Raw genomic sequence first — 13285 nt, forward strand, 5'->3', positions numbered from 1 at the left:
GGGCGAAAATAAGGCGCCAAATCAGCTGGCTGGTTTGAGGGGTAACTTAGATACAGATTTCTAGGCTATTTTGCCGGTATTTCGAGGTCCCCAATTAATTTCAATATAAAAAACTGACTGGACAACCGGAGGTTTATTAAAAAAAAAGGAGTATTTAACTGTGCCTAATAATAAGCATGGGAAGTTTGATTTACCAATAAAATCGGCTGTAACAACTTCCAACAAACCAAATTGTGAAAAAGCATATAAAGGCATATTAGCCGTATCGATGCTGCTTGCACAAACTATGGCAAATGCAGATGACGATTACACTCAATCGCCCTATTTTAAAGGTGGAAAATTCGATTCCAACTTTAATCGTTATGCCAACGGCGATTTTTCGTTTAACGACATTCTATGGACGCCGGTATTTAAAGGCGGCGGTGGTTCTTTTGTCTCGGAAACAGGCGGTCAGAACCTCAATTATTATGGTGGCTATGCCCGGCCATTACTGACCAAGCCAGAGTTAGGTGAATTGTTTGTCGGTGCGCAGCAGGTACTTCAAGGCGACCGTATTTCCACCGAAGTTCAAGGCGAATATCGCTTGCCGAATGGACTGGGATTTGGAGGTGGCTTCGCCGATAAAAGCCAGAGCGTTCAAGACGCCAAATTTGCCAAGGTTTCCTATCAAAACCAGTGGCAGGATATTAAATATATCGTTTCGACCCAATGGCAGAATTTTGCAGGCAAAGATTCTGGCGGCGGCTATGTCGCCGTCTATAACAAGGAGTGGATGGCCACTTATGGCAATGACGGAGAGCAATGGCGTAGTGCTTTTAAGTATGTAGCTCCGCAGATAACCGAAATGCTGCGTCCGGCCATCGAAGTTTTATATATCGATAACAGTATCGGCAAAATAGGCGCTGACAAAACATTAATGGTGAGCGGTTCGTTGGGCTTTAGCAAAGGCTTCTTAAGCCAAGAAGCAACCTTGGGCCGGGCGATGGGACCCACCGGCATGCAATTCGCCAATCCGCTGGGCTACTTCAATACCGCGACTGATCCAACATTTAATCGGCGCGCGGAAACGTGGGAATTGGGTGGATTACTCAATTTCCGTTATATCAACACCAGCGTTGCCGCCGGTTCCCCTCGCACGGAAACCTTCGAAGCCAACGTATTTGCGGCCCAATTCTTTGGTGTTGATAATTTCCTTAACTCGATATTCATCGGTGGCGGCATTAGCAATCCCAATGGTGCTAAGCCTTATCGAAGTACGCTGGCAACAACAAACCAATCGGGTATTAGCGGAAATATGGGTTATATCAAACGCTTCGGACATATTGATACCAATGTTCGGGTTCAACACGATTTCGATGTTAACGACACTCAAGTTTACGTCGGCGCCCAATATTGGCTGTAACTATTAACCGTTATTCAAAACCAACAAAATCAGGATATTCCATGACACATATCGTCGCTATAGCGGGTAGCCCCTCCGACAAATCTAAATCCACGGAATTAATCAGAAAGGTTTTTCTGCATTTGGAGGAAATCGGCTTCACCACCAAACTAATCTCGGTAAAAGATTTATCCCCCGAGGAACTGATTTTTGGCCCGGCCCAGGATAGCCAAACTCTAAAAAATGTAACGGAGCACATTGAACGTGCAACGGGTGTCGTGATCGCGACCCCCGTTTACAAGGCCGCCTATAGTGGTGTTTTAAAGGCATTTTTGGACTTACTGCCGCAAAAATCGCTGGCCGGAAAAACGGTATTGCCGATCATGACCGCCGGCTCCGACAAGCATTTATTGGCGATCGACTATGCATTGAAACCGGTGTTGTCGGCGTTGGGAGCCACGCAAATATTGAATGGTTTCTTCGTTTCGGATGATAGGGCGAAAAGAGATCAATTCGGCCTGTTGTCGCTGGACGACGAAACCGAACAACGGCTTGGTGAACAAGTTAGTTTGTTAGTGTCTTCCGTGACGCTCGCCGCCTCGCAACCCGAAATCGAAGCAGAAGTTTATTAATCTAATCTGGAGCATTTTATGACTAAAAAACCTTTTCCGACCTTGAATCGTTTGCTGAAAACGGCCGTTGTTTTGGCGGCCGTTATTGCCAATAACGCTTTTGCCGAAAGTGAAGCCTGGCCAAAAGAAATAAGCCTGGGCTACCAAAAATACGGCCCGCTGATCATCCTCAAATCGACCGGCGAACTGGAAAAACGCCTGCAAGACAAAGGCGTTGCTGTCAAATGGGCGGAGTTTCAATTTGGTCCGCCGATGCTGGAAGCCCTGAATACCAACAACCTGGATTTTGCGGTGACCGGTGAAACGCCGCCGGTTTTTGCGCAAGCTGCCAAAGGTTCGCCGTTGGTTTACGTCGCCAATGAACCCGCCTCGCCGCAGGGCGAAGGCCTGGTCGTGAAGGCGGATTCCGAGGTCAAAAGTGTCGCCGATTTAAAAGGTAAAAAAGTCGCGACCGCCAAAGGCTCGAACGCGCACTATTTCCTGATTCAAGCCTTGGCCAATGCCGGTTTGACGCTGAACGACATCGAGGTGGCCTATCTGGCGCCGGCCGATGCCAGAGCCGCGCTCGAACGCGGCGATGTGGCGGCCTGGTCGATTTGGGACTATTTCTACGCGGCCGCCGAAGTGCAGTTAGGCACGAGGACTCTGACCAACGGCGAAGGCATCGTCAACAACTATGCGTTTTACAGTTCAAGGCGCGAATTCGTCGAAAAATATCCAGAGTTGGTCGAAATCATTCTCGAGGAAGTACGTAAAACCGATGCTTGGGTTAAGAATAATCCCACCGAAGCCGCCGAGAAACTGGCTGTCCATGTCGGCGTCGATGCCAAGATTTTGGAAAAAGCCCTGCGCCGCAGCAACTACGGTCCGGAACATCTGACCGCAGACGTGATTGCCGCCCAACAAAAAATTGCCGACACCTTACTGGACATCAAATTACTGCCCAAGGCCATCAAGGTTGAGGATGCGGTTTGGCGGCCCAAAGTCAAATAACTGCCCAATAGCCCGGGATTCATGAGCTTGAATGCCGGAGCTTCAAAAAGACAACCAAGGCTTATGCCGACGAGAAAGCCGAAACCACTCTTCCGATTAGGAGCAAAAGTATCATGAAAATTTTCTGGTTTTTACCCACCCAAGGTGATGGACGTTATTTAGGCGCTAGCAAACATGCGCGGCCGGCGGACCAACAATATTTGTCCCAAATTGCCCGTGCCGTCGACGAACTAGGTTACGAAGGCGTGCTGATTCCGACTGGTCGAACCTGCGAAGATGCCTGGATCGTCGCTTCTTCGCTGGTCGCCCTGACCAAGCGCCTGAAATTTTTGGTAGCCTTGCGCCCAGGCCTGCTGACGCCCGCAGCGGCGGCACGGATGACGTCGACTCTGGATCGGTTTTCCGACGGCCGCTTATTGCTGAACGTGGTGGTCGGCGGCGACTCCGCTGAACTGGCCGGCGACGGTATCTTCCAATCCCATGACGACCGTTACCAATATGCCGAGGAATTTCTGCACATTTGGCGTGAATTGCTGGCTGGTAACACTGTCGACTTTGAAGGCAAGCACACGCGGGTCGAAGGCGGCAAACTTCTGTTTCCGCCGGTGCAAAAGCCGCATCCACCTTTGTATTTCGGTGGCTCGTCAGATGCCGCGCACGAGTTTGCCGCTGGCGAAATGGACGTCTATCTGAGCTGGGGCGAGCCACCGGCGCAAGTGGCGGAAAAAATCACCGATGTCCAGCAACGCGCGGAAAACAAAGGCCGTAGCTTGCAATTCGGTTTGCGGCTGCATATCATCGTGCGGGAAACCGACGAGGAAGCCTGGGCCGCCGCCGATGACTTGATCAAATACATCGACGCCGATGCGATCGCCAAAGCCCAGCAAGCCTTCAAGCGCTCCGATTCCGTGGGGCAACGCAGGATGGCGGAACTGACTCAATGGGGCGCATCGAGAAGCCGCGAAGCCTTGGAAGTCTCGCCGAATCTGTGGGCGGGCGTCGGCCTGGTGCGCGGCGGAGCCGGTACGGCGCTGGTCGGTTCACCTGAAACCGTGGCCGCCAGGCTTCAGGAATATGCGGACCTGGGCATCGACAACTTCGTGCTGTCGGGTTACCCGCATCTGGAAGAAGCCTACCGCGTCGCCGAATTGCTGTTCCCGCTGTTGCCGGTTGGCAGCAAAAAACGCAACGACAACGCCGTGGTTTACATGAGTCCGGTAGGTGATACCGGCCATGTTGATGTGGCAACGAAATTAGCGGCAGCATCATGAACACGGCTGTTTCCATACCCAAGTGGCTTTCAGGGCTATCGGGCTGGCTGTTGCCGGCTTTGCTGATCGCCGCCTGGGTAGTCGCTGCCGAAAACGGTTGGCTGTCGTCGCAGATCTTGCCCGCACCGATGGACATCGTGCGCGCCGCGATCGACTTGACGCTATCCGGCGCACTGGCGGACAACATCGCCGCCAGTGCCGAGCGCGCCGTCTGGGGCTTATTGGTCGGCGGCAGCATCGGCTTTTTGCTGGGACTGTTCAACGGCCTGTTCCGGACCGCCGAACGCTTTCTGGATACCACGGTACAAATGATCCGGAACGTCCCACATCTGGCCTTGATTCCACTGGTCATCATCTGGTTCGGCATCGGAGAAGCCGGCAAGGTGTTCCTGGTAACCTTGGGGGTGTTTTTCCCGATCTATGCCAACACCTACCACGGCATCAAAACCACCGATCCGCAATTGATCGAAATGGGTCGGGTGTACGGCTTGACGCCATGGCAATTGTTCAGCCAGATCATTTTTCCCGGCGCCTTGCCCTCCATTTTGGTGGGGCTGAGATATTCGCTGGGATTGATGTGGCTGACCCTGATCGTCGCCGAAACCATTGCCACCACCTCCGGCATCGGCCAAATGGCGATGAACGCCAGGGAATTCATGCAGACCGACGTCGTGGTATTAGCGATTCTGATCTATGCCTTACTCGGCAAACTGGCGGATACCTCGGTGCATTTTTTGGAACGGCGCATTTTGCAATGGCATCCGGGGTTCAGGTGCCGCTAAGTCGAACACTTGAAAACCATAGAGACCTTTTATAACCAACGCTGAAGATTATCCCGTGGCAACCCAAGCATTTTTAAAGACCTCATCCAATCTTGCACTGAAACTGGAAAGTGTCAGTAAAAACTTCGGCGCTCTCACCGTTCTGGAGAATCTGAACCTGGAGATTGAGCCGGGCAGTTTCGTCGCCATCGTCGGTCGCAGCGGTTGCGGCAAGAGCACTTTGTTGCGGCTGATTTCCGGATTGGATCAGCCGGATAGCGGCGCCGTTTACTACGACAACCAGGTTCATCGCCGGCTCAACGGCGATGCCCGCGTAATGTTTCAGGAAGCGCGCCTTTTGCCCTGGAAAAAGGTGCTCGATAACGTTTGCCTAGGGTTGTGTGGTCAACGCAAAGACAGGGCACAGGACGCCTTGCAGCATGTCGGTCTGGAATCCAAAGCCCAGGAATGGCCGTCGGTACTTTCCGGCGGACAACGCCAGCGCGTGGCGCTGGCTCGAGCCCTGGTCCACGAACCGCGCTTGCTATTGCTGGACGAACCGCTTGGTGCGCTGGACGCGCTGACCCGCATCGAAATGCAGCGCTTGATCGAAAAGATCTGGCTGGAAACCGGCTTCACCGCGATTTTGGTGACCCACGACATTTCCGAGGCCATTACCCTGGCCGACCGGGTGATTCTGCTCGACGGCGGCAAGATCGACATGGATATTAAGGTCGATCTACCACGCCCACGCCATCGCGACCATCCGAAATGGATACAGCTGGAAGAAGAAATTCTGAACCGCGTGTTGACTAAACCAGAAATTTAAATCCCTTACTGAATTGAGACATCAATGACTAGAAAAATAGTGGACATGCGCAGCCGCCCGGCTTTTTTGCATGATTTTTACGGCGCGACGCCAGGCACGAACGAATACGAAGTCGCCAAATGGTTGAACCGGCGCGTGGGCTCGAAAACTGATGAGCATTTCACTCGTTCGGTTAACGTCGAGGCATTTGTTGATGAAATCCGCGAAGTGGGCATTACCGCGTCCGTCGTGGTCGGCCGAGATACGCCGAATCTGACGATTGCCAATGATCGGATTTTGGAAATCACCGCACCGCACCCGGAGTTAATAGGCATCGCTTCGGTCGATCCGCAAAAATCAGACGCTTTGGCCGAACTCGAACGCGCAGTTAAGCAACTTGGATTGCTGGGCGTCAATATCGAACCGGGATTCGGCAATCCGCCGCTACACGCCGACGACCCGGCGCTGTTTCCGATCTACGATGCCTGCGCTCAGCTGAAGGTGCCGGTGTTTTTGATGTCGGGTCCGACCATCCCTGACCTAAACTACGCCAGACCGGAAGCGGTAGGCCGGGTTGCCCGAGCGTTTCCGCAGTTACCGATTGTCTGCTATCACGGTTTTTACCCTTATGTGAACGAGATCATCGGCGTGGCGTTTCGCTATGATAATGTGCATTTAGTGCCGGATATGTACATTTTTCTTCCAGGTAGTCATTTGTACGTTGAGGCGGCCAATGGCTTTCTGCGCGACCAGTTGTTATTCGGCAGCTCTTATCCTTTCCGCGCCATGGGCCAGACCGTTGAAGACTTTTTAAATCTGGGTTTTCAAGAGCAAGTGTTGGAAAACGTGTTATTTAAAAATGCCAACCGATTACTGAAACTCGATCTATAGGCGGATTAGGTCGAAACTTTCTCTTGCGCCCAATTCTTTGAGCCAAATTGACAATACCCTCTGATATTAAAAAAATTCATAACGTTTGCCCCCGCCCGCTGCCCCCCTTAAACCCACATCAACAGGCAATAAAAAAGCCCAACTGATACCAGTTGGGCTTTGATAATTGTTGGAGAGGTCGGAATGTGAACTGAACTCCATGCTTTTACCGAACAGATATAAACATGGAAGTCAGCTTCGCAACCAAAACCAGCCTCAGGTGAACTTATTTTTTCAGCCACCTGAATGTCGCAAAATGACCGTTTGGTTGAGATCGCCAACGGCTGCTTTGTAGCCCCCCAGTTTGCAGAATCTGGATGGGCTGACTGGCTGGTTTGGAGAAACGCGACCGGCGGGCAAAGGGTCGTAACTTGTCATCTCCGCATAAGCAACGTTATCGATTAGATTGTAGGCTTGATTTCCATCTTCGTCTTTGTCCAACCATTGATGATAGTCATTGGGCGAAATAATCACCGGCATACGCTCATGTATCGGTCTCATCAATTCACCTGCTGCCGTGGTGATTATCGAACAGGAAACAGCGCTTGTTCTAACTGCTGCTAATGCTCCCAGGCCTCGGCAAAGGCGAATAACTGATTGTCCTGACGATGGATATGGAAAGCTTGCTTGTCGGATTCCAACTTTTGCCATTCGTAAAAACCTTGTGCGACGATCAGGCAGCGGCGTTTTTGAAATGCTACCCTGAAGGATGGCTTTTCCCGAATGGTTTCGGCACGAGCATTGATCAGATGTTGGCTGTTTTTTGTGTCTTTAGACCAGGACGGCACCAAGCCCAGAACAGATTCACCGCTTTTAGCGATTTGTCCTCCAACTCGACAATACAGAGGATTTTCCGTGCCGGGGTAATGTTGTAGCTGGACTGGTATTTTGGCAGGCGCGACAGCTGGAAATGCTCGGCAATCTCTTCAGGTGATGCTGTTAGCTGAAATCGTCCGCACATGAATTTCTATCCCGGCCTGACTTACTGCCAACCTTGTAACCATTGTCCAGTATCCGTCAGGTCTCGCCACGGCAGGATAAAGCTGCGGCGCGAGTAGATCGCTTCCATCTCGATGTGTTCTATCGGCGCATCGGGCGTTTCAGGTGTGATCAACTGGGTCACCAGAAAATGCTTTTCCTTGTTTTTGGGCATTACGGCAGTCCATTTGCTCAACAGCAATTTTTTCGGGTTCAAGCGACGTGCAGTTGAATCAGGCATCGGAATGTCTCCTGCGGATGGTTTCATGGAGTAGCTTTGAACCTAAATGCACGACCTGAGTTTTCTTTAACGCCTTGACCAAGGTCATATAGGTATCGCGATCAAATGCCGGTCTGCCTTGTTCAAACAATACGTGGACTTCGTCATCACTGCGCGCCGTGCCCAGATAACACCAGAGATCAATCACATGCAAATCGTCTTCCTCGCGAATGCCGATGGCGCCGGGATAGGGCCAACTGGCCAGTTTGAGTTTGCTCATGGCGGTCAGTAAGCGCGTGGCGTGTTCCAAGCCGGATTCTTTGCCGACACAGGCACCACGGCAGCATTTAAGCTGATGCGCAAAACACGGTTTTCCTCTGCCGATTTTTTCAAGCCCCAGTACACCCAGGCAAAGCTGGTGTTGTTCGGCCAGATTGCGTAAGGCTTTTTGGGCATCGCGCTGGTTGCTGTAGAGACCGTACAGATTTTCCTGCGCACCAAAATCCAGATCGTTTGCCCAGGTCAACCTCGGTAACAGTTGATCCTGCTTCTAGCCAAGCTTTTTAATTGTGCGAGTGGCATCTTTCGGAGTAACGAAACCGCTTCGGTCGTTAAGCCTAAGCAGAACATGGCTTTCTGTTCGCTGCCGGAAAAAATTAAGGATTGAGCGACAATGAGGTAGTCGAGATTGAGTTTGTAGAGATTCTCATCCATTCTGCCATCCTCGATTGGCTAAAGAATTGCGCGAATTTGATTTGCCAGGGCAACAACTTTCCGTCCGTACTGGATGGCTGCCGGCTCATTTTTCCAACTGAAATATCGGCCTATGCCATGTGCAAGATTGCCAGACACTGATTGGATGGCCTCGGAGAGTACACTTGCACCGATTTCGAGATTGGTGCTTGGTATCAAGAGTTGCTCTGGTTTCGCAACACGGTGGCCATGCCACCGAAGATTGACTTGCATCATGCCAACGTCGATATTGCGTTTACCTTGATCCATCAATTGATTGAGCAATGCTTCGGCTTCCTGCTGGCTGCCAGGAATATAGGCGTTGCCAGCGTTATTGATGGCCCAGGGCGAGGGTATGACTTTATTCTGGTCATCGTTTTTTCGCGATTCGGTGAGCGCAACGGCATAGAGAATGTAGGGGTCAATGCCATGTCTCCGAGCAACTTGGCCCCACAGCGTGTTCCGTAATGTGGTTTTTGAACCAGGAGACTGTTGGTTGCTGCTGTTTATTTGAATGGCTCCATCAGCCATTGATTCCATGGGTTGGCTGATGATACAAAAGCCGCCAATCATGCCAATCCGAAGATGCTTATTAACCCGGCCCCTAAATACCCTGGGCTGCGTATATCGCAGCAGGGTGTTTAAAGTAAGAGGCGACATGATTCGGTAGGGTTGCAATACGACTCATGAACGCCAGCGCTTTTTCAAGCAACTCTGCGGTATTTTGGCTGACCGACCCACTGCGGAGTGCTGTCTTGAAGTCCCGATTGAGATATTCATCAGGATTCGATTCCGGCGCATACGGCGGCAGAAACACCAACTCAATCCGCTCTTGCTTGTCCTGTAACCATTCGCTGACTTGTTTGGCATGGTGGACACGCAGGTTATCGACCACCAGAAAGATTTTGCGGGGCGCGCCTTCGATCAAGCGGGAGAGAAATTCCAGAAATCGCGCGGTATTAATCGAACCTTCGACGATTTGGAAAGCCAGTTCCCCCCGGGCGGAAATCGCTGAAATCATCGATAGTTTGTGCCAACGCGTCGACGTCTTCAGTACCGGTGTCTGGCCTTTGGGGGCATAGCCTCGAATCCAATGCGCGTCTTCTTTAACGGCGGTCTCATCGCCCCATAATATCGTGGCGTTTTCGGCTTTGGCTCTAGCCAACACCTGAGGGTAGGTCTGCTCTAACCAGGTAGCGACTTTGACAGGATCTTGCTCCAGGGCGCGCTTGATCGGCCGTTGCGGGGTAAAGCCCCAACGCTTGAGATATTTACCAACCAGACGATCCTGCATCTCTACCCCAAAGCGCTCCCGGATGAGCGCCTTGATCGCAGGTCGCGTCCATAAGGCAAACGGCAGTTTCAGTTGCTGCGGGCATTCACCCACGATTTGGTCACGCAACCAGCATTCGTCCGCCATCGTCAGCTTGCGCCCACTGCCCAACCGACGTCCTCGGCTTTTTTCCTGCAAAGCGCCTTCGCCTCCTTTACGGGCTCGAGCCAGCCACTCTTCAATGGTTCGATGGTGAACCCCGGCAACCGCCGCTAACTCTTTCAGGCTCATGCCGGACTGCTTGCGTAAACGAATCACCATTTGGCGCAACAACACTCGCCCTTCAACCGTTAATTTTCGCGCATCAATTTTATGTTTGTCCATGCGCTTATTTTATCAAATTACAGGGTATTTGTAGGCCGGATTAATAATAACGTTTTGAAATGGAAACTGAAGCTTAAGATTTCCTGATTACCCACGACCCTCAGCAACTTACGAGCATCCTGCTAGTCCAATGAAAGCTATGAACTGACAGGAGATCGTGGCATGAAAAAGAATCCGATCCAATTTCAAAAAGGCTTTAGCCTGACGGATTTCATGAATCGCTACGGTACTGAAAGCCAGTGTGCCGCAGGGCTATTTCAGGCGCGATGGCCATCCGGGTTTCAATGCCCAGGCTGCGGTCGCCGCCGCTATAGCGTGATCAAGACTCGCAATTTGTATCAGTGCACGACGTGCCATCACCAAACCTCGTTGATCAGCGGTACGCTGTTCGAACAAACCAAGTTGCCGCTCACCGTGTGGTTTCTGGCGATTCATCTGCTGACTCAAGCCAAAACCAGTTTGTCGGCTTTAGCCTTGAAGCGGCAAATCGGCGTTTCCTACAACACCGCCTGGAGCCTCAAGCACAAGATCATGCAGGCAATGAAAGAGCGCGATGATCGCAAACCGCTGACCGGCATTATTCAACTCGATGACGTTTACTGGGGCGGCGAGCATCGGGGTGGCAAACGCGGGCGAGGTTCGGAAAACAAGACGCCTTTTGTCGCGGCGGTGGCGCTGAACAAGGAACACCATCCTATCGCGATGAACTTGAATGTCGTCAAAGGCTTCCGCAACAGCGAAATCAAGCGCTGGGCCGGCCATCATCTTCAGCCGGGTAGTCTGGTGTACTCGGACGGCTTAGCTTGCTTTTCCGCCGTGCTCGATCACGGTTGTCACCATTACTCCATTGTCACCGGCGGTGGTCCTGACAGCGTGACGAAAGAAGAATTCGCCTGGGTCAATACCATGATCGGTAACGTGAAGCGCTCCATCAATGGCACTTACCATGCCATTCAGTCCAAGCATTTACCCCGCTATCTGGCCGAGTTTTGTTATCGTTTTAATCGCAGATTCGATCTGCAAACCATAATGCCGCGGTTTCTCATCGCTGCGGCTAATTCTCCACCCATGCCGGGCCGTTTGCTCAAATTAGCTGAGGCTTATGGGTAATCAGGTAAGATTTTTTGAAGGAATATTGCACATCGCAAGCTCGCCGTAATGGTCTTGATGCGAGTTTACGACGTTGCCAAAAATTCTATATGTTTGAAAAACCTCTCTTTTAGCTGTTTTTCGCCGATCCTCTGAGTTTTGCCCTGCTTTTTTACTTGATCTTATGATCGGAAGGAATGTGATGACTTGGGTGGGTAGATGGTGGCTGAGGTTTATGTGTACCACCAAGAATATTTTTATGGCGCGATTTTTTGTTTGGTGACATATTAAATGGCACAATAAAGTCAATCGCGACACCAAAAATCAAATCATGCCAAAAATAGTCCCATCAGAAGAGCTGGAACGAATCGAAAAGCTGATTGCTCAATATCCCGAAGGTATTGGCGCGAAAGACATTGCGCAATGGCTAGATTTCGAAATTAAGGGCCGCACTTTACAACGTCGATTGGCCACATTGGTGGCAGAGCGTCGCATTGTTAGTGAAGGCGATGGACGAGCACTGAAGTATAAAGTCGTAAAGCCTGGTACGGGTATCGCCACAGTTGATGGTGTGGATGACTCAAACCGGCATGGCGTTGACGAAGTTTACATTCCCATTTCGCCAGAAGGCGAAGAGATCAAGTTCTTTATTCGTCAACCACGAACTCAACGGCCTCCCGTCAGCTACCAACCGGATTTCCTGGGGAAGTACTATCCAAACCACACCTATTACTTATCAGCTGGTTTACGCGAACAATTACATACCTTGGGCAGGTCGCCGTCTGAGCGAACCCCGGCAGGAACGTTTGCCCGTGACATTCTGAATCGCCTGCTCATCGACCTTTCTTGGGCTTCTTCCCGCTTGGAAGGCAATACCTACAGTCGACTGGATACTGAACGCTTGATTGAGTTCGGTCAGGCGGCTGAAGGCAAGGATGTCATGGAAACCCAGATGATCCTCAATCACAAGTCGGCCATTGAATACTTGGTACGGGATACCGAGCATGCCGGCGTTACGGCCGAAACCATTGTTGCCTTACATGCTTTTTTATCGGATGGTTTGTTGGCGGACCCGATGAGTTGTGGTCGCCTGCGTAATCGGGCGGTCGAAATTGGGGGTAGTGTATATTTGCCTATTGCGATGCCGCAACGGATTGAAGAGTTGTTCGGGATTGTCATGACCATGGCGGCGGAAATCGCCGATCCGTTTGAACAATCGTTTTTCCTGATGGTGCATTTGCCCTACTTGCAGCCTTTCGAAGACGTCAACAAACGGGTTTCGCGGTTGGCGGCCAATATCCCGCTGATTCAACACAATCTTTGTCCACTGTCCTTTATCGATGTGCCTCAACAGGCTTACGTGGACGCGGTCCTCGGTGTCTATGAGCTGAATCGAATTGAATTGTTGAGAGATGTCTATATCTGGGCGTACGAGCGTTCCTGTCAGCAATACGTCGCCGTGCAACAGCAGCTCGTGCCGCCGGACATCGTTAGATTACGTTACCGAAACGAACTGGCCGAGGTTATAAGAGCCATTGTCCGGGATGGACTGGCGACAGATGCAGCATCGATCATGTCAGGCATTCCGGATTCAGTATCGCCAGACGATAGGGAACGTTTTGCCATTTTGATTCAAAACGAACTTAAAAACTTACATGCGGGAAATGCAATTCGTTTTGGACTGCGTCCTCTGGAGTTTTCAGTATGGCGGGAAAAATACCAAACAGACCATGTGGAATAATCTATTTCAGCACTGGATCGTTACCATCAGTGGTTCCTGGAGCCTAATTTGTAATATGCTTCGGTGTAGCAGTGGTGTAGTAAAATCGTAGT

At 51.2% G+C, this 13285-nt stretch carries 15 protein-coding genes and 1 pseudogene; 9 read left to right on the forward strand and 7 right to left on the reverse strand.

Going from position 1 to position 13285, the window contains the following annotated elements; all coding sequences use genetic code 11:
• Positions 1 to 160 precede the first annotated feature (160 nt).
• The 7 genes from QZJ86_RS08805 to QZJ86_RS08835 all read left to right on the forward strand — a co-directional run bounded on the left by QZJ86_RS08805 (position 161) and on the right by QZJ86_RS08835 (position 6737).
• The gene (locus QZJ86_RS08805) at positions 161 to 1402 is read left to right on the forward strand and encodes a hypothetical protein (RefSeq protein ID WP_301938240.1); all 1242 of its coding nucleotides are present in this window, start codon (positions 161 to 163) and stop codon (positions 1400 to 1402) included.
• Positions 1393 to 2013, forward strand: coding sequence for an NADPH-dependent FMN reductase (gene ssuE / locus QZJ86_RS08810; RefSeq protein WP_301938242.1), 621 nt, complete (start codon positions 1393 to 1395; stop codon positions 2011 to 2013). The genes QZJ86_RS08805 and ssuE overlap by 10 nt, the downstream gene beginning before the upstream one ends.
• Before the next feature lie 18 nt (positions 2014 to 2031).
• Positions 2032 to 3006, forward strand: coding sequence for a sulfonate ABC transporter substrate-binding protein (locus QZJ86_RS08815; RefSeq protein WP_301938244.1), 975 nt, complete (start codon positions 2032 to 2034; stop codon positions 3004 to 3006).
• A gap of 113 nt (positions 3007 to 3119) precedes the next feature.
• Positions 3120 to 4277: an FMNH2-dependent alkanesulfonate monooxygenase gene (gene ssuD / locus QZJ86_RS08820; RefSeq protein WP_301938245.1), complete on the forward strand. Its 1158-nt coding sequence runs from the start codon at positions 3120 to 3122 to the stop codon at positions 4275 to 4277.
• Entirely contained in the window at positions 4274 to 5059 is a 786-nt protein-coding gene (locus QZJ86_RS08825; RefSeq protein WP_301938246.1) for an ABC transporter permease subunit, read from the forward strand. The genes ssuD and QZJ86_RS08825 overlap by 4 nt, the downstream gene beginning before the upstream one ends.
• Before the next feature lie 55 nt (positions 5060 to 5114).
• Positions 5115 to 5867 carry an ATP-binding cassette domain-containing protein gene (locus QZJ86_RS08830; RefSeq protein WP_301938248.1) on the forward strand — a complete coding sequence of 251 codons (753 nt, stop codon included), beginning with the start codon at positions 5115 to 5117 and terminating at the stop codon, positions 5865 to 5867.
• 24 nt (positions 5868 to 5891) lie between these two features.
• A complete protein-coding gene (locus QZJ86_RS08835; RefSeq protein ID WP_301938250.1) occupies positions 5892 to 6737 on the forward strand; it encodes an amidohydrolase family protein in 846 nt (281 codons plus the stop codon).
• 273 nt (positions 6738 to 7010) lie between these two features.
• Here the strand turns inward: QZJ86_RS08835 and QZJ86_RS08840 are convergent, their stop codons facing one another.
• The 7 genes and pseudogenes from QZJ86_RS08840 to QZJ86_RS08875 all read right to left on the reverse strand — a co-directional run bounded on the left by QZJ86_RS08840 (position 7011) and on the right by QZJ86_RS08875 (position 10363).
• The gene (locus QZJ86_RS08840) at positions 7011 to 7277 is read right to left on the reverse strand and encodes an SOS response-associated peptidase family protein (RefSeq protein ID WP_301938251.1); all 267 of its coding nucleotides are present in this window, start codon (positions 7275 to 7277) and stop codon (positions 7011 to 7013) included.
• A 59-nt stretch (positions 7278 to 7336) separates the two neighbouring features.
• Positions 7337 to 7737: pseudogene (locus QZJ86_RS21600) on the reverse strand (SOS response-associated peptidase).
• A gap of 21 nt (positions 7738 to 7758) precedes the next feature.
• Complete coding sequence (locus QZJ86_RS08855; protein WP_301938256.1) at positions 7759 to 7995, reverse strand: TIGR02450 family Trp-rich protein; 237 nt, start codon at positions 7993 to 7995, stop codon at positions 7759 to 7761.
• Positions 7988 to 8500 carry a hypothetical protein gene (locus QZJ86_RS08860; RefSeq protein ID WP_301938258.1) on the reverse strand — a complete coding sequence of 171 codons (513 nt, stop codon included), beginning with the start codon at positions 8498 to 8500 and terminating at the stop codon, positions 7988 to 7990. Before QZJ86_RS08860 ends, QZJ86_RS08855 begins: the two co-directional genes overlap by 8 nt.
• Entirely contained in the window at positions 8497 to 8688 is a 192-nt protein-coding gene (locus tag QZJ86_RS08865) for a flagellar transcriptional regulator FlhD (protein WP_301938260.1), read from the reverse strand. Before QZJ86_RS08865 ends, QZJ86_RS08860 begins: the two co-directional genes overlap by 4 nt.
• An 18-nt stretch (positions 8689 to 8706) precedes the next feature.
• Entirely contained in the window at positions 8707 to 9279 is a 573-nt protein-coding gene (locus QZJ86_RS08870) for a transglycosylase SLT domain-containing protein (protein WP_301938262.1), read from the reverse strand.
• A 31-nt stretch (positions 9280 to 9310) separates the two neighbouring features.
• On the reverse strand, positions 9311 to 10363 hold the full coding sequence (locus QZJ86_RS08875) for an IS630 family transposase (protein WP_301938265.1): 1053 nt from the start codon (positions 10361 to 10363) through the stop codon (positions 9311 to 9313).
• A gap of 162 nt (positions 10364 to 10525) precedes the next feature.
• On the opposite strand from QZJ86_RS08875, the gene QZJ86_RS08880 reads away from it, so the two are divergent.
• Positions 10526 to 11473: an IS1595 family transposase gene (locus QZJ86_RS08880; protein ID WP_301670921.1), complete on the forward strand. Its 948-nt coding sequence runs from the start codon at positions 10526 to 10528 to the stop codon at positions 11471 to 11473.
• A gap of 310 nt (positions 11474 to 11783) precedes the next feature.
• Positions 11784 to 13193 carry a Fic family protein gene (locus tag QZJ86_RS08885; RefSeq protein ID WP_301938267.1) on the forward strand — a complete coding sequence of 470 codons (1410 nt, stop codon included), beginning with the start codon at positions 11784 to 11786 and terminating at the stop codon, positions 13191 to 13193.
• Positions 13194 to 13285: the final 92 nt, after the last annotated feature.

Origin of the sequence: Methylomonas montana (genome assembly GCF_030490285.1) — a bacterium.
Taxonomy (GTDB): Bacteria; Pseudomonadota; Gammaproteobacteria; order Methylococcales; family Methylomonadaceae; genus Methylomonas; species Methylomonas montana.

Bases quoted from the DNA above. Each gene is read 5' to 3' on its own strand.
- ssuD (WP_301938245.1), top strand. From the start codon at position 3,120: ATGAAAATTTTCTGGTTTTTACCCACCCAAGGTGATGGACGTTATTTA.
- QZJ86_RS08885 (WP_301938267.1), top strand. From the start codon at position 11,784: ATGCCAAAAATAGTCCCATCAGAAGAGCTGGAACGAATCGAAAAGCTG.
- QZJ86_RS08835 (WP_301938250.1), top strand. From the start codon at position 5,892: ATGACTAGAAAAATAGTGGACATGCGCAGCCGCCCGGCTTTTTTGCAT.
- QZJ86_RS08865 (WP_301938260.1), bottom strand. From the start codon at position 8,688: ATGGATGAGAATCTCTACAAACTCAATCTCGACTACCTCATTGTCGCT.
- QZJ86_RS08855 (WP_301938256.1), bottom strand. From the start codon at position 7,995: ATGCCTGATTCAACTGCACGTCGCTTGAACCCGAAAAAATTGCTGTTG.
- QZJ86_RS08825 (WP_301938246.1), top strand. From the start codon at position 4,274: ATGAACACGGCTGTTTCCATACCCAAGTGGCTTTCAGGGCTATCGGGC.
- QZJ86_RS08870 (WP_301938262.1), bottom strand. From the start codon at position 9,279: ATGATTGGCGGCTTTTGTATCATCAGCCAACCCATGGAATCAATGGCT.
- QZJ86_RS08880 (WP_301670921.1), top strand. From the start codon at position 10,526: ATGAAAAAGAATCCGATCCAATTTCAAAAAGGCTTTAGCCTGACGGAT.
- QZJ86_RS08840 (WP_301938251.1), bottom strand. From the start codon at position 7,277: ATGAGACCGATACATGAGCGTATGCCGGTGATTATTTCGCCCAATGAC.
- QZJ86_RS08875 (WP_301938265.1), bottom strand. From the start codon at position 10,363: ATGGACAAACATAAAATTGATGCGCGAAAATTAACGGTTGAAGGGCGA.
- QZJ86_RS08815 (WP_301938244.1), top strand. From the start codon at position 2,032: ATGACTAAAAAACCTTTTCCGACCTTGAATCGTTTGCTGAAAACGGCC.